General features: G+C 63.1%; 23 protein-coding genes and 1 tRNA gene. 21 read left to right on the forward strand and 3 right to left on the reverse strand.

Annotation, left to right across the window (positions count from 1 at the left end; genetic code table 11):
• The first annotated feature begins 30 nt into the window (after window positions 1-30).
• The 12 genes from hisA (at window position 31) to tatC (ending at window position 8,453) form a co-directional block, all read left to right on the forward strand.
• A complete protein-coding gene (hisA, locus tag AC1RDS_RS14770) occupies window positions 31-777 on the forward strand; it encodes a 1-(5-phosphoribosyl)-5-[(5-phosphoribosylamino)methylideneamino]imidazole-4-carboxamide isomerase (protein WP_092699926.1) in 747 nt (248 codons plus the stop codon).
• Window positions 767-1,651 carry a D-hexose-6-phosphate mutarotase gene (locus tag AC1RDS_RS14775; protein ID WP_348682298.1) on the forward strand — a complete coding sequence of 295 codons (885 nt, stop codon included), beginning with the start codon at window positions 767-769 and terminating at the stop codon, window positions 1,649-1,651. The genes hisA and AC1RDS_RS14775 overlap by 11 nt, the downstream gene beginning before the upstream one ends.
• A gap of 489 nt (window positions 1,652-2,140) precedes the next feature.
• A complete protein-coding gene (galE, locus tag AC1RDS_RS14780) occupies window positions 2,141-3,151 on the forward strand; it encodes a UDP-glucose 4-epimerase GalE (protein WP_092699922.1) in 1,011 nt (336 codons plus the stop codon).
• Between the two features lie 116 nt (window positions 3,152-3,267).
• Window positions 3,268-4,068 (forward strand): imidazole glycerol phosphate synthase subunit HisF, encoded by an 801-nt coding sequence (hisF, locus tag AC1RDS_RS14785; RefSeq protein WP_092699921.1) that lies wholly within the window; start codon window positions 3,268-3,270, stop codon window positions 4,066-4,068.
• A 112-nt stretch (window positions 4,069-4,180) separates the two neighbouring features.
• Window positions 4,181-4,579, forward strand: coding sequence for a phosphoribosyl-AMP cyclohydrolase (hisI, locus tag AC1RDS_RS14790; protein WP_208859744.1), 399 nt, complete (start codon window positions 4,181-4,183; stop codon window positions 4,577-4,579).
• A gap of 5 nt (window positions 4,580-4,584) precedes the next feature.
• Complete coding sequence (locus AC1RDS_RS14795) at window positions 4,585-4,983, forward strand: phosphoribosyl-ATP diphosphatase (protein ID WP_092699917.1); 399 nt, start codon at window positions 4,585-4,587, stop codon at window positions 4,981-4,983.
• On the forward strand, window positions 4,980-5,366 hold the full coding sequence (locus AC1RDS_RS14800; RefSeq protein WP_026437581.1) for a DUF4870 family protein: 387 nt from the start codon (window positions 4,980-4,982) through the stop codon (window positions 5,364-5,366). Before AC1RDS_RS14795 ends, AC1RDS_RS14800 begins: the two co-directional genes overlap by 4 nt.
• Window positions 5,359-6,390: a patatin-like phospholipase family protein gene (locus AC1RDS_RS14805; RefSeq protein WP_092699915.1), complete on the forward strand. Its 1,032-nt coding sequence runs from the start codon at window positions 5,359-5,361 to the stop codon at window positions 6,388-6,390. Before AC1RDS_RS14800 ends, AC1RDS_RS14805 begins: the two co-directional genes overlap by 8 nt.
• A gap of 44 nt (window positions 6,391-6,434) precedes the next feature.
• Window positions 6,435-6,791, forward strand: coding sequence for a histidine triad nucleotide-binding protein (locus tag AC1RDS_RS14810; protein ID WP_092699913.1), 357 nt, complete (start codon window positions 6,435-6,437; stop codon window positions 6,789-6,791).
• 89 nt (window positions 6,792-6,880) lie between these two features.
• Window positions 6,881-7,123, forward strand: coding sequence for a Sec-independent protein translocase subunit TatA (gene tatA, locus AC1RDS_RS14815; RefSeq protein ID WP_092699911.1), 243 nt, complete (start codon window positions 6,881-6,883; stop codon window positions 7,121-7,123).
• Between the two features lie 20 nt (window positions 7,124-7,143).
• Entirely contained in the window at window positions 7,144-7,605 is a 462-nt protein-coding gene (tatB, locus tag AC1RDS_RS14820; RefSeq protein WP_092699909.1) for a Sec-independent protein translocase protein TatB, read from the forward strand.
• Between the two features lie 53 nt (window positions 7,606-7,658).
• A complete protein-coding gene (gene tatC, locus AC1RDS_RS14825; RefSeq protein WP_287880295.1) occupies window positions 7,659-8,453 on the forward strand; it encodes a twin-arginine translocase subunit TatC in 795 nt (264 codons plus the stop codon).
• 159 nt (window positions 8,454-8,612) lie between these two features.
• Here tatC and AC1RDS_RS14830 read toward each other — a convergent pair whose 3' ends face one another.
• Window positions 8,613-9,758, reverse strand: a complete 1,146-nt coding sequence (locus tag AC1RDS_RS14830) for a S1C family serine protease (RefSeq protein WP_092699905.1) — start codon at window positions 9,756-9,758, stop codon at window positions 8,613-8,615.
• A 369-nt stretch (window positions 9,759-10,127) separates the two neighbouring features.
• Here AC1RDS_RS14830 and AC1RDS_RS14835 point away from each other — a divergent pair, with 369 nt between their 5' ends.
• Both AC1RDS_RS14835 and pdxA read left to right on the forward strand, forming a co-directional pair.
• Window positions 10,128-10,877 (forward strand): Nif3-like dinuclear metal center hexameric protein, encoded by a 750-nt coding sequence (locus AC1RDS_RS14835; protein WP_092699903.1) that lies wholly within the window; start codon window positions 10,128-10,130, stop codon window positions 10,875-10,877.
• A gap of 97 nt (window positions 10,878-10,974) precedes the next feature.
• Complete coding sequence (pdxA, locus tag AC1RDS_RS14840; protein WP_348682395.1) at window positions 10,975-12,003, forward strand: 4-hydroxythreonine-4-phosphate dehydrogenase PdxA; 1,029 nt, start codon at window positions 10,975-10,977, stop codon at window positions 12,001-12,003.
• A 78-nt stretch (window positions 12,004-12,081) separates the two neighbouring features.
• Here the strand turns inward: pdxA and mscL are convergent, their stop codons facing one another.
• On the reverse strand, window positions 12,082-12,510 hold the full coding sequence (mscL, locus tag AC1RDS_RS14845; protein ID WP_026437572.1) for a large conductance mechanosensitive channel protein MscL: 429 nt from the start codon (window positions 12,508-12,510) through the stop codon (window positions 12,082-12,084).
• Between the two features lie 144 nt (window positions 12,511-12,654).
• Here mscL and petA point away from each other — a divergent pair, with 144 nt between their 5' ends.
• From petA to AC1RDS_RS14875, 6 genes are all read left to right on the forward strand, one after another.
• Complete coding sequence (gene petA, locus AC1RDS_RS14850) at window positions 12,655-13,251, forward strand: ubiquinol-cytochrome c reductase iron-sulfur subunit (protein WP_287880301.1); 597 nt, start codon at window positions 12,655-12,657, stop codon at window positions 13,249-13,251.
• A gap of 11 nt (window positions 13,252-13,262) precedes the next feature.
• The gene (locus AC1RDS_RS14855) at window positions 13,263-14,678 is read left to right on the forward strand and encodes a cytochrome b (protein ID WP_287880304.1); all 1,416 of its coding nucleotides are present in this window, start codon (window positions 13,263-13,265) and stop codon (window positions 14,676-14,678) included.
• Between the two features lie 18 nt (window positions 14,679-14,696).
• Window positions 14,697-15,458 carry a cytochrome c1 gene (locus tag AC1RDS_RS14860; RefSeq protein ID WP_092699895.1) on the forward strand — a complete coding sequence of 254 codons (762 nt, stop codon included), beginning with the start codon at window positions 14,697-14,699 and terminating at the stop codon, window positions 15,456-15,458.
• A gap of 100 nt (window positions 15,459-15,558) precedes the next feature.
• Window positions 15,559-16,170, forward strand: coding sequence for a glutathione S-transferase N-terminal domain-containing protein (locus AC1RDS_RS14865; RefSeq protein WP_007854512.1), 612 nt, complete (start codon window positions 15,559-15,561; stop codon window positions 16,168-16,170).
• 40 nt (window positions 16,171-16,210) lie between these two features.
• A complete protein-coding gene (locus AC1RDS_RS14870; RefSeq protein WP_092699893.1) occupies window positions 16,211-16,729 on the forward strand; it encodes a ClpXP protease specificity-enhancing factor in 519 nt (172 codons plus the stop codon).
• 51 nt (window positions 16,730-16,780) lie between these two features.
• Window positions 16,781-16,856: transfer RNA gene (locus tag AC1RDS_RS14875), tRNA-Thr, on the forward strand.
• 44 nt (window positions 16,857-16,900) lie between these two features.
• On the opposite strand, the gene AC1RDS_RS14880 is transcribed toward AC1RDS_RS14875, so the two are convergent.
• The gene (locus AC1RDS_RS14880) at window positions 16,901-17,200 is read right to left on the reverse strand and encodes a DciA family protein (protein WP_026437567.1); all 300 of its coding nucleotides are present in this window, start codon (window positions 17,198-17,200) and stop codon (window positions 16,901-16,903) included.
• Between the two features lie 367 nt (window positions 17,201-17,567).
• Here AC1RDS_RS14880 and secA point away from each other — a divergent pair, with 367 nt between their 5' ends.
• Entirely contained in the window at window positions 17,568-20,321 is a 2,754-nt protein-coding gene (secA, locus tag AC1RDS_RS14885; protein ID WP_348682684.1) for a preprotein translocase subunit SecA, read from the forward strand.
• The last annotated feature ends 48 nt before the right edge of the window (window positions 20,322-20,369 follow it).

Raw genomic sequence — 20,369 nt, forward strand, 5'->3', positions numbered from 1 at the left:
CTCGCCCTTTCCCTCCCGAACTTCACCACCATGCTGCTCATTCCCGCCATCGACCTGAAAGACGGCCACTGCGTTCGCCTCAAGCAAGGCGATATGGACCAATCCACCACCTTTGGCGAAGACCCTGCCGCCATGGCCCGCAAATGGGTGGATGCCGGCGCGCGCCGCCTGCATCTGGTGGACCTGAATGGTGCCTTCGCCGGCGTGCCCAAGAACCACGGCGCGATCAAGTCCATCCTCAAGGAGGTGGGCGAAGAGATCCCGGTGCAGCTGGGCGGTGGTATCCGCGACCTGGACACCATCGAAAAATACATCGACGGTGGCCTGCGCTACGTGATCATCGGCACGGCAGCGGTCAAGAACCCCGGCTTTTTGAAAGACGCCTGCAGCGCCTTCGGCGGTCACATCATCGTGGGGCTGGATGCCAAGGACGGCAAGGTCGCCACCGACGGCTGGAGCAAGCTCACCGGCCACGAAGTCGTGGACCTGGCCCGGAAGTTCGAGGACTGGGGCGTCGAATCCATCATCTACACCGACATCGGCCGCGACGGCATGCTGTCGGGCATCAACATCGATGCCACCGTGAAGCTTGCGCAGGCGCTGTCCATCCCCGTGATCGCCTCGGGTGGCCTGTCGAACATGGCTGATATCGAGCAGCTGTGCGCTGTGGAGAGCGAAGGCGTCGAAGGCGTGATCTGCGGCCGCGCCATCTACAGTGGCGACCTCGACTTTGCTGCGGCCCAGGCGCGCGCCGACTCGCTGGGCCATGCCGCCTGACAGCGCGGCGGTGGCTGCGTGGGGTGGCACAGAGATTTTTCAGGGGCAGCCCTGCATCCGCCTGCAGACGCCCCTGGGCGATAGCGCGCTGGTGGCCTTGCATGGTGCCCAGGTGCTCTCGTGGGTGGCCGGCGGGCGCGAGCGCCTGTACCTGAGTCCCCAGGCGGTTTTCGATGGCCAGTCGGCCATCCGTGGCGGCATCCCGCTGTGCTTTCCCCAGTTCAACCAGCGCGGCCCCTTGCCCAAGCATGGCTTTGCGCGCAATCTGGCCTGGCGCCGCGTGTTGTCGGGCGGTGATGGCGATGCGCAGTCGGTTGTGTGCCTGGAACTTGCCGACAGCGAGGCCACGCGCGCCTGGTGGCCCGAGCGCTTTGCGGCGCAGCTGACGGTGGCGCTGGGGGCAGGCAGCCTGCGGGTGCAACTGGCGGTGCGCAATACGGGCGACACGGACGCCGATGCCTGGAGTTTCACCACCGCGCTGCACACCTATCTGCGCGTGGAGAATGTCGAGCATGTCCACCTGCGCGGACTCGATGGCTGCGCGCGCTGGGACGCAGTGGCGGACGCACGCGGCGTGCAGCGGGGCGCGGTGCGCCTGGCGGGTGAATACGACTGCGTCTTTCAGGCGCCCGCCGGGCCCATGCAACTGCTCGACGGTGCCCAATGGCTTCAGATCACCCAGAGCGCCAGCCTGTCCGACACCGTGGTCTGGAACCCGGGGGCTGAACTCTGCACCCGGCTGGCAGACATGCCACCCGATGGCTACCGCTCCATGCTGTGCGTGGAAGCGGCCCGGATCGACCAGCCCGTGACCCTGGCGCCGCAGGCGCAGTGGCAAGGTTGGCAAGAACTCAGGGTGCTGCAGGCGTCCTAGTGCGACAGCCTTGTCGCGTTCGCTAGGGGATGCAGAGGGACGTGATCAAGGTGCGCTCGGCAGACCGTGCGCACGGCCAGGGATCGTTCGCGGAAGGTGGGCGCAGATCCGATGGTTCCGGCCGGATGATGCGGTGGGCGGTTACGGATATCCTATAAGAGCTTGTTGACGATCTCGCAGGGGATCGCGTTGGAGCGCAATCGGGATGAGTGGATGCTTCAGGTGCGCCGCATGGGCTCGTGCCCATGCAAGCGGCCGGGGCAGCCTTGTCGCCCGATTTCGCTCCAACCCTTCGGGCAGCGGTCTTTGCGGGCGGTCTGCGGCGTTGCGGCGCTTGTGGATAGCCGGGCTATCCACTGCGCACCGCGCTTTGCATCCCATCGCGCAAAGACCGCTGCGCGACCCCAGGGAGATCGTCAACAGGCTCTGAGAACCTGTGCAAAGAGCGGGTCGATCGATTCCCGTCGTTTCATGGAAGTGGTGCTTTAGATGATTCTTGTAACCGGCGGCGCCGGCTTTATTGGCTCGCACACCTGCGTGGCTCTGGCCCAGGCGGGCATTCCCTGTCTGATTCTGGACAACTTTTGCAACAGCCGCCGCTCGGTGCTGGAGCGCCTGGGGCGCATCACGGGCACGCAGCCCCTGTGCATCGAGGGCGATGTGCGCGATGCACAGGGGCTGGCGCGCGTGTTCGCGCAGCATCCCATCGAGGGCGTGATCCACTTTGCCGCACTCAAGGCCGTGGGGGAGTCGGTGCGCGAGCCGCTGCGTTATTACGACAACAACGTCGCTGGCACGGTGACCTTGCTGCGCGCCATGCAGGCGGCGGGCGTGCACACGCTGGTGTTCTCCTCATCGGCTACTGTCTATGGCGAGCCTGCGTCGGTACCGATCCGCGAGGATTTTCCCCTGTCCGCCACCAACCCCTACGGCTGGAGCAAGCTCATGATGGAGCAGGTGCTGGCGGATGTGGACCACGCCGAGCCTGGCCAGTGGCGCATTGCGCGGCTGCGCTATTTCAACCCCGTGGGCGCGCACGAGAGCGGGCTCATCGGCGAAGACCCCCAGGGCGAGCCGGGCAACCTGATGCCCTATGTGGCGCAGGTGGCGGCCGGGCAGCGCGCATCCCTGAGCGTGTATGGCAACGACTACCCCACGCCCGATGGCACGGGCGTGCGCGACTACATCCATGTGTGCGATCTGGCCGAGGGCCATGTGGCCGCCCTGCGTTATCTGCGCGAGCACGCCGGGCTGCTCACCGTGAACCTGGGCACCGGGCAGCCGGTGTCGGTGCTGGAGATGGTGCGCGGCTTCGAGCAGGCCAGCGGCCGTGCCGTGCCCTACCAGATGGTGGCGCGGCGGCCGGGTGATGTGGCGCAGTGCTGGGCCGACCCGGCGCTGGCCGAGCGGCTGCTGGGCTGGCGCGCCCGCCACGGGGTGGACCGCATGTGCGCCGATGTGTGGCGCTGGCAAAACGGGGTGGCGCGCACGCTGGGGTGAGATCGTCCACTCGTTCCGTGAACATGCACAGGTTCTGAGGGCTGCACTGCACTGGTGGTGCGCCTGCGTGGTATCTTGTTGCCCCCAACCAGCCTTGCCGATAGCGCTTTCATTCCATGCTTGCCAAACGCATCATCCCCTGCCTTGACGTGACCGGTGGTCGTGTCGTCAAGGGCGTCAACTTTGTCGAATTGCGCGATGCGGGCGACCCGGTCGAGATCGCCGCGCGCTACAACGCGCAGGGTGCCGACGAACTCACGTTTCTGGACATCACCGCCACTAGCGACGGGCGCGACCTGATCCTGCACATCATCGAGGCGGTGGCCAGCCAGGTGTTCATTCCGCTCACCGTGGGCGGGGGCGTGCGCACGGTCGATGACGTGCGCCGCCTGCTCAACGCGGGGGCCGACAAGACCAGCTTCAACTCGGCCGCCATTGCCAATCCCGACGTGATCAGCGCGGCATCGGCCCGCTACGGCGCGCAGTGCATCGTGGTGGCCATCGATGCCAAGCGCCGCTCCGAAGAGGAGGCGCTGCGCCAGGGACCCGATGGCCGGACCGTGGGCCCCGGCTGGGATGTCTACAGCCATGGCGGGCGCAAGAACACCGGCCTGGATGCCGTGGCCTGGGCGAGCGAGATGGCGCAGCGCGGCGCCGGCGAGATCCTGCTGACCAGCATGGACCGCGACGGCACCAAGGCGGGCTTTGATCTGGCCCTCACGCGCGCCGTGAGCGATGCCGTCAGCGTGCCCGTGATTGCCTCGGGCGGTGTGGGCAACCTCGACCATCTGGCTGACGGCATCCAGATCGGCGGTGCCGACGCCGTGCTGGCCGCCAGCATCTTCCACTACGGCGAGTTCACGGTGTTGCAGGCCAAGCAGCACATGGCCGAGCGCGGGATTCCGGTGCGTCTGTGATCGTCATTTGCTCACTATTTGATGGCTTTAGCGCTTGATACATAAGCGCTATAGCCTCAAAAGGCTTCAAGGCCGGGGTGGGCGCACCGCGCCGTCACCCAAATCATCGACAATCGCACCCATGAACTGGCTCAACGAAGTGAAGTGGGATGCGCAGGGCCTGGTGCCCGTGATTGCGCAAGAGCAGGGCACGGGCGACGTGCTGATGTTTGCCTGGATGAACCGCGAGGCGCTGCAAAAAACGGCAGAACTGGGCCGGGCCGTGTACTTCAGCCGCTCGCGCAAAAAGCTGTGGTTCAAGGGTGAAGAGTCGGGCCATGTGCAGACGGTGCATGAAATCCGCCTCGATTGCGACAACGACGTGGTGCTGCTCAAGATCACCCAGCTCGGGCACGAGCCCGGCATTGCCTGCCATACCGGCCGCCACAGCTGCTTTTTCAGCGTGCTCCGGGACGGCGCCTGGCAGGCGGTCGAGCCGGTCTTGAAAGACCCTGAATCCATCTACAGATAACACCCATGAGTTCCAACGATTCCCTGGCCCCGACTTCGCAGGACGCGCTGGCGCGTCTGGCTGCCGTCATCGAAAGCCGCAAGCCGTCGAACGGCGGCGATCCGGATAAGAGCTACGTTTCGCGCCTGCTGCACAAGGGGCCGGATGCGTTCCTGAAGAAGATCGGCGAAGAGGCCACCGAGGTGGTCATGGCGGCCAAGGACGTGGACCATGGCGCCGACAAGGCCAAAATCGTCTACGAAGTGGCCGACCTGTGGTTCCACTCCATGATTGCGCTGGCCCACTATGGCCTCACGCCCGCCGACGTGCTGGCCGAACTCGAGCGCCGCGAGGGCACCAGCGGTATCGAGGAAAAAGCCTTGCGCAAGGCGGTTGCGCGTGCGGCCCAGGAAAAATCGCCATGAACGACATCATCGATGTGCAGACCAACGACGAGAAGGCCGAGGGCCTCAAGGCCTGGGGCTGGGTCAGCTATGTGCTGCACCTGATCGTGGCCGTGGGTGCCGTCATCCCGGGCGCGCAGCCGGGCGCGGCGCTGCTCATCATCGCGCTGGTCATCGACCTGGTGAAACAGGGCGAGGGCGCGGGCACCTGGCAGGCCAGCCACTTTGCCTGGCGCATCCGCACGGTGTTGTGGGCGGGGGTGCTGTACATCGTCACGGCGCCGCTGTGGCTGCTGTTTTTCTTTCCCGGCTGGGTGGCCTGGGGCCTGATCTCCATCTGGTTCCTGTACCGCATCGTGCGCGGCATGGTGACCATGAACAACAGCCAGGCCATCGATGCCTGAGCGCGGCACGCTGACACCCATCAATCTGGCGCTGCAGGGCGGCGGCTCGCATGGCGCGCTGACCTGGGGCGTGCTGGACGCGCTGCTCGAAGATGGGCGCCTGATGATCGGTGGTATCAGCGGCACCAGCGCCGGAGCCATGAACGCCGTGGCGGTGGCGCATGGTTTTGCGCAGGCGGCCCAGCAGCACAAAGATCCGAAAGAAGCCCACGCGGCCGGATGCGAACTGGCCCGCGCTGCGCTGACGCGGCTGTGGGAAGGCGTCGGGACGCTGGGCAGCCTGATGTGGGGCACGCCGCTGGCAGCCGCCAACCCGCTGCTGGGCATGATGAACCGCTGGTTGTCGCCCTACCAGACCAATCCCCTGGACATCAACCCCCTGCGCCGGCTGCTGGAGCGCGAGGTGGATTTCGAACTGCTGTGCGCCGCCAAGGGCGCCTCCGGCCCCAAGGTGTTTGTGTGTGCCACCAATGTGCGCACCGGGCGCGGCGAAATCTTCTCGGGCGCACGGCTCAGCGCCGACGCGGTGATGGCGTCGGCCTGCCTGCCGCTGTTGTTCAAGGCCGTGGAGATCGAGGGCGAACGGTACTGGGATGGGGGTTATTCCGGCAATCCCGCGCTGCACCCGCTGATCTACCAGACCGACACCTCCGACATTCTGCTGGTGCAGATCAATCCGACCGAGCACCACGGGCTGCCCGACACGGCCCCCGAAATCCTCGAACGCATGAACGAGGTGACCTTCAATGCCAGCCTGCTGGCCGAACTCCGTGCCATCGAGTTCGTGCGGCGCCTGCTGGCCGAGGGCAAGCTGGACGCGCGCCGCTACAAGAACGTGCGCATGCACCGCATTGACGGTGGCGCGGTGCTGGCCCCATTTGGCGCTGACAGCAAGGCGCGCGCGGACATGGCCTTTGTGCGCAAGCTGTTCGCGCTGGGGCGCACGGCAGGCCAGGACTGGCTGAAAGCGCACCACCGCGATGTGGGTGTGCGCCCCTCCCTCAACATCGCCGACAATGTGTAACTGCCCGTGTGCCTTTGGGCGCTGAGCCAGCCTTCTTTTTCGCCATGCACGATCCAAACTGCCTTTTCTGCAAAATCATCGCAGGCCAGATTCCTTCGAAGAAGGTCTATGAAGACGAGGAAATCTTTGCCTTCCATGACATCCACCCCTGGGCGCCGGTGCACTTTTTGATGGTGCCCAGGCTGCACATCCCCTCGATGGCGCAGGTCACGCCCGAGCATGCCGGCCTGCTGGGCCGCATGCTGGCACTGGCGCCGCGCCTGGCCCTGGAGCAGGGCTGCAATCCGTATCCAGAGGGGGGGTTTCGCATCGTGGCGAACACGGGGCTTGAAGGCGGGCAGGAGATCCACCATCTGCACATGCATGTGATCGGTGGTCCGCGCCCCTGGCTCAAGGGCTGAATGCTTTTCCCCCTGGGGGTTGTGCAGGCGCTTTGAACTCCTGTCGCGGCCGCCGTCTAAAATGATTCCAATTCGTTAGGAGATATTCCATGGGTTCTTTTTCCATCTGGCACTGGCTGATCGTGCTGCTGATCGTTGTGATGGTGTTTGGCACCAAGAAACTCAAGAACATGGGTTCTGACCTGGGAGGCGCTGTCAAGGGCTTCAAGGACGGCATGAAGGATGGCTCCTCGCCGGACACCAACGCTGCAACGCCCCCCGCCGGTCAGGTGGCCAACCAGGCCACCGCCGACAAGACCACCATCGATGTCGAAGCCAAGCAAAAGAGCTGAGTTCGGGCGCTGGCGCTTCCATGATTGATATTGGCCTGTCCAAGATGGCGCTGATCGGCGTGGTGGCACTCATTGTCATCGGGCCCGAGAAGCTGCCGCGCGTTGCCCGCACGGTGGGCGCCTTGCTGGGCAAGGCGCAGCGTTACGTGGCGGACGTGAAGTCCGAGGTGAACCGGTCCATGGAGCTCGACGAGCTCAAGAAGATGAAGGACACGGTCGAAAACGCGGCCCGGGATGTGGAGCAATCCATCCAGACCAGCGCCAGCGAATTCGAAAAGGACCTGGCCCAAGCCAGCGGTACGGCCAGTGCCGACCTGCATGACCCGTTCGCCGTGGTGCCCGCCTACAGGCACCCGGGCAAGAACTGGCGCCTGAAAAAGGGCGCCATGCCCCAGTGGTACAAGGCGCGCAGTGGCGTGCGTACCAAGGCCCTGTCGGGCGCGGCGCGCGTTGCGCGCTACCGGCCACAGAAATTCCATTGATGCTGCATCCTGCCGCGCAGCGGGGGCGTTGCTGACGCCCGCGAAATTCCAACATGTCCGAAACCCCCTCCCAAGACGAACTGGCCGGCACCGAGCAGCCGTTTGTGCAGCACCTCATGGAACTGCGCGACCGCCTGGTCAAGGCCATCATCGCCATCGGTGTGGCGGCAGCGCTGCTGTTCTTCTTTCCCGGCCCTGGCGCGCTCTACGACTTTCTGGCGGCGCCGCTGGTGGCCCATCTGCCCAAGGGGGCCACGCTGATCGCCACCTCGGTGATCTCGCCTTTCATGGTGCCGCTCAAGATATTGCTCATGTCGGCATTTCTGCTGGCATTGCCTGTCGTGCTGTGGCAACTGTGGGCGTTTGTGGCGCCCGGCCTCTATTCGCACGAAAAGAAGCTGGTGCTGCCCCTGGTGGTGTCGAGCACCGTACTGTTTTTCATCGGGGTGGCTTTTTGCTACTTCTTCGTCTTCGGGCAGGTGTTCAGCTTTATCCAGGGCTTCGCGCCCAAGAGCATCACGGCGGCGCCAGACATCGAGGCCTACCTCGGCTTCGTGCTGACCATGTTCCTGGCGTTCGGCATGGCATTCGAGGTGCCCATCGCGGTAGTGGTGCTGGCCCGCATGAACATTGTGAGTGTGGAAAAGCTCAAGAGCTTTCGGGGTTATTTCATCGTGATCGCGTTCATCATCGCGGCCGTGGTCACGCCTCCGGATGTGGTGTCCCAGCTGGCATTGGCCGTTCCGATGTGCCTGCTCTACGAAGTGGGTATCTGGGCGGCCCAGATCTTCATCAAGCACACCAAGGCACCCGAAGACGCCGAAGAGGCGGCATCCTCCTCGTCCTGACCACGGCGGAACCGGATGCCGATCCTGGTCTGAAGTAAAAATAGCTTCCAGTGCTTGTCCATCAAGCGCTGGAAGCTATTTTTTTAGGAGCTTCAGAGAGTGCGTTGCAGTGCCAGCGCGACGATGACATCACCGCGCCAGCGCTTCAACATCGCCTTGTCAGCGCTTCACGGCACGCTGCGGCCTGGGGCGAACCCCGGGGGTGACCTTCAGGTCCACCATGGCATCGCCGCGCTGCACGGCAAATGGGGTGGCGGTGCCGGGCTTGAGGGCCGCCACTGCCGTGAGCAATTCAGAGACGTTGGTAACGGCCTTGCCATCGACGCGCACGATCACGTCACCGGGTCGCAGGCCGGCCTGGGCGGCCGGTCCATCCTGCAGCACGCCGGTGATGATCACGCCCTCGGTGGCTTTCACGCCAAAGGTTTCTGCCAGTTCGGGCGAGAGTTCATTGGGCTCTACGCCAATCCAGCCCCGGGTCACCTGACCGTCTTTCACAATGCCGTCGAGCACCAGCCGGGCGGTGGACACGGGGATGGCGAAGCCTATGCCCATGCTGCCACCGGAGCGCGAATAGATGGCCGTGTTGATGCCCAGCAGGTTGCCATTGACGTCCACCAGCGCGCCCCCCGAGTTGCCGGGGTTGATGGCTGCATCGGTCTGGATGAAGTTTTCGAAGGTGTTGATGCCCAGCTGGCTGCGGCCCAGCGCGCTGATGATGCCGCTGGTCACCGTCTGGCCCACGCCGAAGGGATTGCCGATGGCCAGCACCCGATCGCCCACGGCGACCTGGTCGGAGTTGCCCAGCACGATGACGGGCAGCTTGTCGAGTTCCACCTTGAGAATGGCCAGATCGGTGTCGGGGTCAGTGCCGATCACGGTGGCCCGGGCACGGCGGCTGTCGGTGAGCGTGACCTCGATCTCGTCAGCGCCCTCGACCACATGGTTGTTGGTGAGGATGTAGCCGTCGGGGCTGATGATCACACCGCTGCCCAGTCCGGTTTGGGACTGGCTGCCCTGGTCGCCAAAGAAGAACTGGAACCACGGATCGTTGCTGCGCGGGTGCCGCACTTCCTTGCTGGTGTTGATGCTGACCACGGCAGGCGCGGCTTTGCGGGCGGCGCTGCTGAGGCTTCCAGGTTCCGGTTGCGCGGAACTTGTGGCGGGCGCCTCGACCAGCGCAATGCCTGCACCCGAGCGCGTGGTGCCCCGGCCCAGCCAGTCCGGCTGCAGGGTGGCGACAACAAAGTAGGCGGCAACGAGCACCGTCACGGACTGGGAAAAGAGGAGCCAAATGCGCTTCATGGTGTTTTGAGTGACTCTGGGAGTGGGTGCCGGGAAAGCCGTGTCCACATTGTTGGCGGACCGCCGATGATTGTCGCTGAACGGTCAGTTTCCTGCGCACGGCTGCCTTCAGTTGTGAGGGCGGTTCTCTGCTTTGCGAGAGGGGTGATCGTGAAATTTTATTCAGCGTTGTTGCCGTGTTGCGCATGGTGTAAACCCACTTGGGCCTGGCCGAATCCCCCAATCCCGGGGCGGCGGCCGCAGGCGCGTCTGCGGCATTGTGCTGGCGGCAGCGCTGTCGGCAGCGCACCTTTGGCGTGGCCAAAGAGTTGATGTTTCTTGCCGCCAAGACCAGCGCCATGGCGTGCGGGCGGCGGTGACAATACCGTGATGAGCATTTCCCGCACCACACTCGTGCAGGCATTTGACAGCCTGCTGCAACCCGAGCGTTTCAAGGACTACGGCCCCAATGGCCTGCAGGTCGAGGGCAAGGCCGACATTGCCTGCATCGTGAGCGGCGTGACGGCCAGCCGGGCGTTGATCGAAGCCGCCATTGCGCGCCGGGCCGACGCCATTTTTGTGCACCATGGCCTGTTCTGGCGCGGACAGGATGGCCGCATTACTGGCTGGATGCGCGAACGCCTGCGCCTGCTGCTGGCGCATGACATCAACCTGTTTGCCTACCATCTGCCGCTCGATGCGCACCCCGAAGTAGGCAACAACGCGCAGCTGGGGCGGGTGCTGGGCTGGACGGCCGACCAGCGCTTTGGCGAGCAGGACCTGGGCTTTGCCGGGCCGGCCGCGCTGGATGGCGCGCAGGCGCTGGCAGACCATGTGGCACGGGCGCTGGGCCGCCCCGTGACGCTGGTGCAGCCAGCGGCGCGGCGCATCCGGCGCGTGGCCTGGTGCACGGGCGGGGCGCAGGGTTATTTCGAATCGGCCATTGCCGCAGGGGCCGATGCCTTCATCACCGGCGAAATCTCGGAGCCCCAGGCCCACCTGGCGCGGGAAACGGGTGTGGCCTTCATTGCCGCCGGCCACCATGCCACCGAGCGTTATGGTGCCCCCGCCGCTGCCGCGCGGGTGGCGCAGCAGTTGGGGGTGGAGCACCATTTCATCGAGATTGACAACCCGGCGTGAGCGGAGTGTGGTGCTCCATGTATTCATGCTATTTAATTGATAGCTTCTGGCGCTTTATTTAAGGGCGCTTGCGGCTGATTTGATCCAAAATTTCATCATGCAAACCATTGCCATCACCCAGGGTGACCCAGCCGGTATCGGTCCCGAAATCGTTGCCAAGGCCTTTCGCGACGCTCCCGACATGCTGCGCGGCTGCTTTGCGGTGGGCGATCTGGCCACCCTGCGCCGCGCTGCGCAGTGCATCGTGCGCCCTGGCGTGCCGGAGTTGCCGGTAGCGCTGATCGCATCGCCCGATGACGCCTGGCAGGTGCCATCGCGCTGCATGCCGGTGCTGCAATTGCCTGGCTTGCCCGGCCCCGTGCCGTGGGGCCAGGTGAGTGCCGCGGCCGGCCGTGCTGCAGCCGACTGCGTGGTGTGGGCCGCGCGAGCCGCCCTGCAGGGCCACATTGCGGCCCTGGTGACGGCGCCGTTGCACAAGGAGGCGCTGTCTGCCGCGGGGGTGAGCTTTCCCGGCCATACCGAGTTGCTGCAGGCCGAGGCGGCGGCCTATCAGGGCGTGCCGCTGGCTGCCATGCCGGTGCGCATGATGCTGGCCAGTGATGAACTGCGCACGGTGCTGGTCAGCATCCACCTGTCGCTGCGCGACGCCATTGCGGCCGTGACGCGGGAAAACATCTTGCAGACCCTGCAGATCACCCATGCCGCGTTGCTGCGAAGCCTGGGGCGGGCGCCGCGCATGGCGGTGGCGGGCCTCAATCCGCACGCCGGCGAAGGGGGCTTGTTCGGGCGCGAGGAAATCGACAGCATCGTGCCCGCCGTCGCCGATGCGCGTGCGCTGGGCATGGATGTGCATGGCCCGTTGGCGCCCGACACGGTGTTCATGCGCGCGCGCCACACGCCGCAGCATGCCGGGGAGTTCGATGTGGTGCTGGCCATGTACCACGACCAGGGCTTGATCCCCGTGAAATACCTGGGGGTGGACAAGGGGGTAAACGTGACGCTGGGCCTGCCGCTGGTGCGCACCAGTCCAGACCACGGCACCGCTTTCGACATTGCCGGCCAGGGCGTTGCCGATGCTGCAAGCCTGGTGGAGGCGGTCCGGATTGCGCGCCAGATGGTCCGATAAAAACAAACGCCCTCAGCAGGTGCTGAGGGCGCTGGCAATGGTGGAGCGGCAAGGGTGCCGCGTGCCCATGAACGCGTTTCAGCGCTTGAGGCTGTCGCGGATTTCGCGCAGCAGAACGATGTCTTCAGCGGGTGCTGCAGGGGCTTCTGGCGCTGCGGGCGCTTCGCGCTTGAGGCGGTTGATCTGTTTGACCATGATGAAGATGATGAACGCAAGAATCAGGAAATTCACCGCCACGGTGATGAAGTTGCCGTAAGCGAACACCGGGACACCGGCCTTCTTGATGGCATCCAGCGTCTGCGCCGTCCCCGCCGGTACCTCGCCCAGCGCGATGAACATGTTGGAAAAATCGAGCTTGCCAAACACCAGGCCCACCAGGGGCAGGATCAGGTCGGAAACCACCGAATCGACAATCTTGCCGAAAGCGCCACCGATGATCACGCCGACGGCCAGGTCGATCACGTTGCCCTTGATCGCAAATTCGCGGAACTCTTGCATCATGCCCATGGTTATTTCTCGATTAATTGCGGATGCGCAAGTATTGCTCAGTTTGCAAGCCTGTCAACGCGGGCCTGCACATTGAATTACCCATTTTCACTCCGCTACAATTCGCAGTTGACCCCAATCTAGCGATGTTCATCGAGGATCCCCATGAGTGACACTCCAATCGACTCCAGCAAGCGGACGTGGATCATCACGTCTGCCTGCGCTGGTGCGGTGGGCGGCGTGGCAGCTGCCGTACCTTTCGTGAGTTCTTTCCAGCCCTCCGAGCGAGCCAAGGCCGCAGGTGCCGCCGTTGAGGTGGATATCTCCGCCCTCAAGCCCGGAGAAAAAATGACCGTGGAGTGGCGCGGCAAACCGGTGTGGATCCTGAAGCGCACCGCCGAGCAGCTGGAATCCCTGGCGCAAACCGAGCCCCAGGTGGCCGATCCAAAATCCGATCGCAAGGCCTACCCTATTCCTGAGTACGCCAAGAATCAGCACCGCTCGATCAAGCCCGAAGTGTTTGTCGGCGTGGGCATATGCACCCACCTGGGCTGCTCGCCAGGTGACAGGTTCCAGACTGGTCCTCAGCCGTCGCTGCCCGATGACTGGCATGGTGGCTTTCTGTGCGCTTGCCATGGCTCCACGTTTGACGTGGCCGGTCGGGTGTTCAAGAATAAGCCCGCACCTGACAACCTCGAGGTGCCGCCGCACATGTATCTCTCCGATACACGTCTGATCATCGGCGAAGACAAGAAGGCCTGAAGGAGCACTACATGGCCCACGAATTCAAAGAAATCTCCCCCAACGCCTCGGCCGGTGCCAAGGTCACGAACTGGTTCGAAAACCGTTTTCCAACGGCGTTCGATGCCTACCGCGTGCACATGTCGGAGTACTACGCTCCGAAGAACTTCAACTTCTGGTACGTCTTTGGCTCGCTGGCACTGGTGGTGCTGGTGATCCAGATCGTCACCGGGATCTTCCTGGTGATGCACTACAAGCCAGATGCAGCGCTGGCGTTTGCATCGGTCGAATACATCATGCGTGATGTGCCCTGGGGCTGGCTGATCCGCTACATGCACTCTACGGGGGCCTCGGCGTTCTTCATCGTCGTCTACCTGCACATGTTCCGTGGCCTGATCTATGGCAGCTACCGCAAACCGCGTGAACTGGTCTGGATCTTTGGCTGCGCGATTTTCCTGGCGCTCATGGCTGAAGCCTTCATGGGCTACCTGCTGCCCTGGGGTCAGATGTCGTACTGGGGTGCGCAGGTGATCGTCAACCTGTTTGCCGCCATTCCTTTCGTCGGTCCTGACCTGGCACTGCTGATTCGTGGCGACTATGTGGTCGGCGATGCGACGCTCAACCGCTTCTTCAGCTTCCACGTGATTGCTGTGCCGCTGGTGCTGCTGGGCCTGGTGGTAGCCCACTTGCTGGCCTTGCACGATGTGGGGTCCAACAACCCCGATGGCGTGGAAATCAAGGCGCCCAACGCGCCCAAGGATGCCAAGGGCAAGCCGCTCGACGGCGTGCCGTTCCATCCCTACTACACGGTGCATGACATCTTCGCGCTGAGCATGTTCCTCATGGCTTTCACGGCGGTGGTGTTTTTTGCACCCGAGTTCGGTGGCTATTTCCTGGAGTACAACAATTTCATCCCGGCAGATCCGCTGGTGACGCCGCTGCACATTGCACCTGTCTGGTATTTCACGCCGTTCTACTCCATGCTGCGTGCCATCACCAGCGAGATGATGTATGCGCTGATCGCCTGCGTGCTGGCGGGCGCTTTCCTCGGCGTGGTCAAGGCCCGGCTGCCTGGATTCCTCAAGGGTGGCATTGTGATTGCAGCCGTGGTTGCGGTTCTGCTCATGCTGGCGATCGATGCCAAGTTCTGGGGCGTGGTGGTGATGGGTGGTGCCGTGATCATCCTGTTCTTCCTGCCATGGCTGGACGCCTGTGAAGTGAAGTCCATCCGCTATCGCCCCAACTGGCACAAGTATCTGTATGCCGTCTTCGTGGTCAACTTCCTGATTCTGGGGTACCTGGGCGTGCAGCCGCCATCGCCCGTGGGTGAGCGCGTTTCGCAGGTTGGCACGCTGTTCTATTTCGGTTTCTTCCTGCTGATGCCCTGGTGGAGCCGTATCGGTGCAACCAAGCCAGTGCCTGACCGTGTCAACTTCACTGCGCATTGAGCCCTGGAGATAACAACAATGAAGAAACTCATCCTCACGCTGGTTGCTGCACTGGGCTTGGCAGCCGGTGCTGCGCATGCCGCCGGTGGCAGCGCCATTGCCTGGGACAAGGCTCCCAATAAGACCAACGACCTGGCTTCGCTGCAAAACGGCGCCAAGGTGTTTGTGAACTATTGCCTGAGCTGCCATTCGGCCGCGTTCATGCGGTTCAACCGCCTGCGCGACATTGGTCTGACCGATCAGCAGATCAAGGACAACCTTCTGTTCACCACGGAGAAGGTGGGTGAAACCATGAAGGCGTCCATCGATCCCAAGCAGGCCAAGGAATGGTTCGGTGCCAATCCGCCTGACTTGACGGTCATCGCACGCTCGCGTGCGGGCCACGGTGGCACGGGGGCGGACTACCTTTACACGTTCCTGCGCACGTTCTATCGTGATGGAGCCAAGGCTACTGGCTGGAACAACTTGCTGTTCCAGAATGTGGGCATGCCCCATGTGCTCTGGGAGTTGCAAGGCGACCGCCGTCCCGTGTTCGAGGCGCATGAAAGCCACGGACAAACGACCCAGGTTTTCAAGGGCTGGGAGCAAGTCACCCCTGGTACCATGACGCCCCTGCAGTATGACCAAACCATTGGCGACCTTGTGAACTACCTGCAGTGGATGGGCGAGCCCGCACAGAACACCCGCGTGCGGGTGGGTGTGTGGGTACTGATTTTCCTGGGCTTCTTCACGGTCATTGCCTGGAGGCTGAACGCAGCCTTCTGGAAAGACGTCAAGTAAACCTTGGATCCGCTGACCGCGCGCCCCGCTGGCGCGGCGGGACTTTACAGAGTGGGCGCTTTTTGCGTCCCACTCTTTTGATTTTTAGGAGCCTCCCACCATGATGGTGCTTTATTCGGGTACGACCTGTCCCTTCTCCCACCGCTGCCGCTTTGTCCTGTTTGAAAAAGGCATGGATTTCGAGATCCGCGATGTGGACCTGTACAACAAGCCCGAAGACATCAGCGTGATGAATCCCTATGGTCAGGTGCCGATTCTGGTGGAACGTGACCTGATCCTGTACGAGTCGAACATCATCAACGAGTACATCGACGAGCGGTTTCCCCATCCTCAGCTGATGCCAGGTGACCCTGTGGACCGTGCCCGCGTGCGCCTGTTCCTGCTCAACTTCGAGAAGGAATTGTTCGTGCATGTGAACATCCTGGAGTCGCGCGCCACCAAGGGCAACGAAAAGGCGCTGGAAAAGGCCCGCGCCCATATCCGTGACCGCCTGACGCAGCTGGCCCCCGTGTTCCTCAAGAACAAATACATGCTGGGTGACAACTTCTCGATGCTCGATGTCGCCATTGCTCCACTGCTGTGGCGCCTGGATTACTACGGCATTGATCTCAGCAAGAACGCGGCGCCATTGCTCAAATATGCAGAGCGGATTTTTTCGCGTCCTGCCTACATTGAGGCGCTCACACCATCTGAGAAGGTGATGCGCAAGTAAGCCCATCTGCTTGACCCGACACTTGCACCGTAGCGACACCATGAATGCCCAGGACTCCACCTCCACGCGCCCTTACCTGATCAGGGCCCTTTATGAGTGGTGCACCGACAACGGGTTCACACCCTATGTGGCGGTGCGTGTGGATGGGTCCGTTCAGGTGCCGCGTGAATATGTGAAGGATGGCGAAATTGTCCTGAACATCAGTTATGACGCGACGAGCTCCTTGCAGCTGGGCAATGACTTCATCGAGTTCAAGGCACGCTTTGGCGGCAAGCCGCGTGAGATCCTGGTGCCCGTGGGGCGGGTGATTGCCATTTATGCGCGTGAGAATGGGCAAGGCATGGCATTTCCTGCGCCGGTGGATGTGGATGCTGCCGTACTCGACGGAGGCCTTGTTTCAGCTGCTGTGCCCCCGCCGGTGCCGGCCGAGGATGCCGAAGACCGTGTGGTGCAACTGGTGCCCAGCGATGGCATGCCCGCCGAGGAAGGTGGCGGCGATCCCCATCCCCCGCGCACCTCGGGCAGAAGTGCGCGCCCCTCTCTCAAGCGCATCAAATAGCCACCACACGCCGCAAAAGACGCTGTTTTTGCAGGATAAAATGCAGCCTTCGCCGATTTAGCTCAGTTGGTAGAGCAACCGCCTTGTAAGCGGTAGGTCGTCAGTTCGATTCCGACAATCGGCACCATTTTTCGCAGAAACGCCCGGGCTTACACCTCTCTCAGGGGTATATCAGGCCTGAATCTTGAGGCGAATGGAGTCCACCTCCCACCCCCGGCTGCGCAAGTGCGCCAGCAACGCTGGCAGCAACTGGCGTATTTTTGCCGCCGCAGCGTTGCTTTTCACCAGCAGACACCAGTTGCCTCCATCGATAGGGCCTGCTTGCACCGTCGAGCGCAGGGCTGAAGGGATCAGCCGTTCAATCGCCTGAAGCCGTTCACTGGAATCCCGTGTGAGCGCCGCCAGTTTGGCCAGCGTCGGAGAGTCCTCGCTGGCTTGCTGCAGTGTGATGGCGTAGTGGCGGCGATTCATGGGGATGGTGTGATGGGGCCGGGCAGGGCGGGACGGCATTGGATTATCGCGGACGCCTGGTTCGCGCCTTGTCGTTCAACCCGTTGGCCTGCTGGTGCTTGGAATCGGGGTGCCTTTTCGGGTGCGTCGGGAATTTCCGATGTGGGGGCAATGAATCCTGCGCCCCGGTTGCAGGTGCCCACGCAGTGCCTTGGGCTGCGGTGCCGGGAGTCTTGGCACCAGGCAGGTAAAATCATCGGTCCGGAGTTTGTTGCCTGGCATTGCAGTGCTTGCAATCGGGGGCAACCGACCCACCTGAAATCAATTCATCTTAGGGGTTTCGGTCGTCTCACATGCTTTTCGGCGCATGTCAGGCGGTCCTGTTCGCATGGCCACCAACTTCCTTACCAAATTATTCGGCAGCCGCAATGACCGGCTCCTCAAGCAATATCGCAAAACGGTTGCCCGCATCAATGCGATGGAGCCCGACTATGAGAAGCTGACCGATGACGCGCTGCGCGCCAAGACGCTGGAATTCAAGGAGCGTGTGGCCAAAGGTGAGTCGCTTGACGACATGTTGCCGGAGGCATTCGCCGTGGTGCGAGAAGGCTCCAAGCGCATCATGAAGATGCGCCATTTCGATGTGCAGCTGCTCGGCGGCATGGCATTGCACTACGGGAAAATCGCGGAAATGCGCACGGGGGAGGGCAAGACCCTCACCGCCACCTTGCCGGTCTACCTGAATGCACTGTCCGGCAAGGGCGTTCATGTGGTCACGGTGAACGACTACCTGGCCAACCGGGATGCCATGTGGATGGGGCGTCTTTACAACTTCCTGGGGCTGACGGTGGGCATCAATCTGCCCAACATGCCGCGCGAAGAAAAGCAGGCCGCCTACGCCGCAGACATCACCTACGGCACGAACAACGAATATGGGTTCGACTACCTGCGCGACAACATGGTCTATGAGGCACGGGACCGCGTGCAGCATGGCCTCAACTTCGCCATCGTGGACGAGGTGGACTCCATCCTGATCGACGAGGCGCGCACGCCGCTCATCATCAGCGGCCAGGCCGAGGACCATACGGCGATGTACATCGCCATGAACAAGGTGGTGCCACTGCTGGTGCGCCAGGAAGGCGAAGCCGATCCGCGCACCGGCGAGGGTGTGACCAAACCCGGCGATTTCACGCTGGACGAAAAAACCCACCAGGTATTCCTGACCGAGCAGGGCCATGAAAGCGCCGAGCGCATCCTGGCTGCCCAGGGCCTGATCGCCGAAGGCGCGTCGGTGTATGACCCGGCCAACATCACGCTGATGCACCATCTGTATGCGGCGCTGCGGGCCAACCACCTGTACCACCGCGACCAGCACTACGTGGTGCAGAACGGCGAGATCGTCATCGTGGACGAGTTCACCGGCCGCCTGATGTCGGGTCGCCGCTGGAGCGAAGGCCTGCACCAGGCCGTGGAAGCCAAGGAGGGCGTGGCCATCCAGGCCGAGAACCAGACGCTGGCGTCCATCACGTTCCAGAACTACTTCCGCTTGTACAGCAAGCTCGCCGGGATGACCGGAACGGCCGATACCGAAGCCTATGAGTTCCAGGAAATCTACGGCCTGGAAACCGTGGTCATTCCACCCAACCGCCCCAGCCGGCGCGATGACCAGCTCGACCGCGTGTACAAGACCACGCGCGAGAAATACGAGGCGGCCATCAAGGACATCCGCGAGTGCCATGAGCGCGGCCAGCCCGTGCTGGTAGGCACCACGTCGATCGAGAACTCCGAGATCATCGACCAGCTTCTGAACAAGGAAAACCTGCCCCACCAGGTGCTCAATGCCAAGCAGCATGCCCGCGAGGCGGACATCGTGGCCCAGGCCGGACGCGCCGGCATGATCACCATTGCCACCAACATGGCGGGCCGCGGCACCGACATCGTACTGGGTGGCAACATCGAAAAGCTGGTGGCTGCCGTGGAGACGGACGAGACGCTGGATGAAGCCACCAAGCAGGCCCGCATCGCCGAAGTGCGCGCCGAATGGGCGCGCGACCACGAAAAGGTGAAAGAACTGGGCGGGCTGCGCATCATCGCCACCGAGCGCCATGAGTCGCGCCGCATCGACAACCAGCTGCGGGGCCGTTCGGGCCGCCAGGGCGACCCGGGTTCGTCGCGCTTTTACCTGAGCCTCGATGATTCGCTGATGCGCATCTTCGCGGGCGACCGCGTCAAGGCCATCATGGACCGCCTGAAGATGCCCGATGGCGAGGCCATCGAGGCGGGCATTGTCACGCGCAGCATCGAGTCGGCCCAGCGCAAGGTCGAAGCCCGCAACTTCGACATCCGCAAGCAGCTGCTCGAGTACGACGATGTGGCCAACGACCAGCGCAAGGTCATCTACCAGCAGCGCAACGACATCCTCGATGCCGCCGAACTGTCCGACGTGATTGCCGCCATGCGCGAGGACTGCATGACCGATCTGGTGCGTTTGTATGTTCCCGCGGAATCGGTGGAGGAGCAGTGGAACCTGCCGGCCCTCGAAAAGGTCCTGGCCGACGAATGGCAGGTTTCGATTGCGTTGCAAAAGGAGGTGGAGGGCGCGCACAGCATCACCGACGACGAGATTCTGGACAAGGTGCTTCAGGCTGCACATGCGTCGTTCGACGCCAAGATCGAACAGGTGGGGCGTGACAACTTCACCCAGTTCGAACGCGTGGTGCTGCTGCAGAGCTTTGACTCCAACTGGCGTGACCACCTGAGCGCGCTCGACTACCTGCGCCAGGGCATTCACCTGCGCGGTTATGCGCAAAAGCAGCCCAAGCAGGAATACAAGCGCGAGGCGTTCGAGCTGTTCCGCCAGCTCATCGACCAGGTCAAGAACGAGGTCACCAAGATCCTCATGACTGTGCAGGTGCAGTCGCCAGCGCAGCTGGACCAGGCCGCGCAGGACATGGAAAGCCGTGCGGAAAGCATTGCCAATGTGACCTACACGGCGCCCACCGAAACGGGTGAGGTGGAGACCACGGTCGATGCCCAGACGATGGACCAGGCCTTGCCGCAAGGCGTTCGCGTGGGGCGCAACGATCCCTGCCCTTGCGGCAGTGGCAAGAAGTACAAGCAGTGCCACGGCAAGCTGGCCTGATTGAATGGAACCAAACGACACGGGCCGCGGCCCGTGTCTTCATTTGCG

It is taken from the genome of Acidovorax sp. GW823-FHT02H02 (genome assembly GCF_058797075.1).

What these genes read in the sequence shown, in the direction of transcription:
- hisA (WP_092699926.1), top strand. Translation starts at nt 31, where the DNA reads ATGCTGCTCATTCCCGCCATCGACCTGAAAGACGGCCACTGCGTTCGC.
- AC1RDS_RS14775 (WP_348682298.1), top strand. Translation starts at nt 767, where the DNA reads ATGCCGCCTGACAGCGCGGCGGTGGCTGCGTGGGGTGGCACAGAGATT.
- galE (WP_092699922.1), top strand. Translation starts at nt 2,141, where the DNA reads ATGATTCTTGTAACCGGCGGCGCCGGCTTTATTGGCTCGCACACCTGC.
- hisF (WP_092699921.1), top strand. Translation starts at nt 3,268, where the DNA reads ATGCTTGCCAAACGCATCATCCCCTGCCTTGACGTGACCGGTGGTCGT.
- AC1RDS_RS14795 (WP_092699917.1), top strand. Translation starts at nt 4,585, where the DNA reads ATGAGTTCCAACGATTCCCTGGCCCCGACTTCGCAGGACGCGCTGGCG.
- AC1RDS_RS14800 (WP_026437581.1), top strand. Translation starts at nt 4,980, where the DNA reads ATGAACGACATCATCGATGTGCAGACCAACGACGAGAAGGCCGAGGGC.
- AC1RDS_RS14805 (WP_092699915.1), top strand. Translation starts at nt 5,359, where the DNA reads ATGCCTGAGCGCGGCACGCTGACACCCATCAATCTGGCGCTGCAGGGC.
- AC1RDS_RS14810 (WP_092699913.1), top strand. Translation starts at nt 6,435, where the DNA reads ATGCACGATCCAAACTGCCTTTTCTGCAAAATCATCGCAGGCCAGATT.
- tatA (WP_092699911.1), top strand. Translation starts at nt 6,881, where the DNA reads ATGGGTTCTTTTTCCATCTGGCACTGGCTGATCGTGCTGCTGATCGTT.
- tatB (WP_092699909.1), top strand. Translation starts at nt 7,144, where the DNA reads ATGATTGATATTGGCCTGTCCAAGATGGCGCTGATCGGCGTGGTGGCA.
- tatC (WP_287880295.1), top strand. Translation starts at nt 7,659, where the DNA reads ATGTCCGAAACCCCCTCCCAAGACGAACTGGCCGGCACCGAGCAGCCG.
- AC1RDS_RS14830 (WP_092699905.1), bottom strand. Translation starts at nt 9,758, where the DNA reads ATGAAGCGCATTTGGCTCCTCTTTTCCCAGTCCGTGACGGTGCTCGTT.
- AC1RDS_RS14835 (WP_092699903.1), top strand. Translation starts at nt 10,128, where the DNA reads ATGAGCATTTCCCGCACCACACTCGTGCAGGCATTTGACAGCCTGCTG.
- pdxA (WP_348682395.1), top strand. Translation starts at nt 10,975, where the DNA reads ATGCAAACCATTGCCATCACCCAGGGTGACCCAGCCGGTATCGGTCCC.
- mscL (WP_026437572.1), bottom strand. Translation starts at nt 12,510, where the DNA reads ATGGGCATGATGCAAGAGTTCCGCGAATTTGCGATCAAGGGCAACGTG.
- petA (WP_287880301.1), top strand. Translation starts at nt 12,655, where the DNA reads ATGAGTGACACTCCAATCGACTCCAGCAAGCGGACGTGGATCATCACG.
- AC1RDS_RS14855 (WP_287880304.1), top strand. Translation starts at nt 13,263, where the DNA reads ATGGCCCACGAATTCAAAGAAATCTCCCCCAACGCCTCGGCCGGTGCC.
- AC1RDS_RS14860 (WP_092699895.1), top strand. Translation starts at nt 14,697, where the DNA reads ATGAAGAAACTCATCCTCACGCTGGTTGCTGCACTGGGCTTGGCAGCC.
- AC1RDS_RS14865 (WP_007854512.1), top strand. Translation starts at nt 15,559, where the DNA reads ATGATGGTGCTTTATTCGGGTACGACCTGTCCCTTCTCCCACCGCTGC.
- AC1RDS_RS14870 (WP_092699893.1), top strand. Translation starts at nt 16,211, where the DNA reads ATGAATGCCCAGGACTCCACCTCCACGCGCCCTTACCTGATCAGGGCC.
- AC1RDS_RS14880 (WP_026437567.1), bottom strand. Translation starts at nt 17,200, where the DNA reads ATGAATCGCCGCCACTACGCCATCACACTGCAGCAAGCCAGCGAGGAC.
- secA (WP_348682684.1), top strand. Translation starts at nt 17,568, where the DNA reads ATGGCCACCAACTTCCTTACCAAATTATTCGGCAGCCGCAATGACCGG.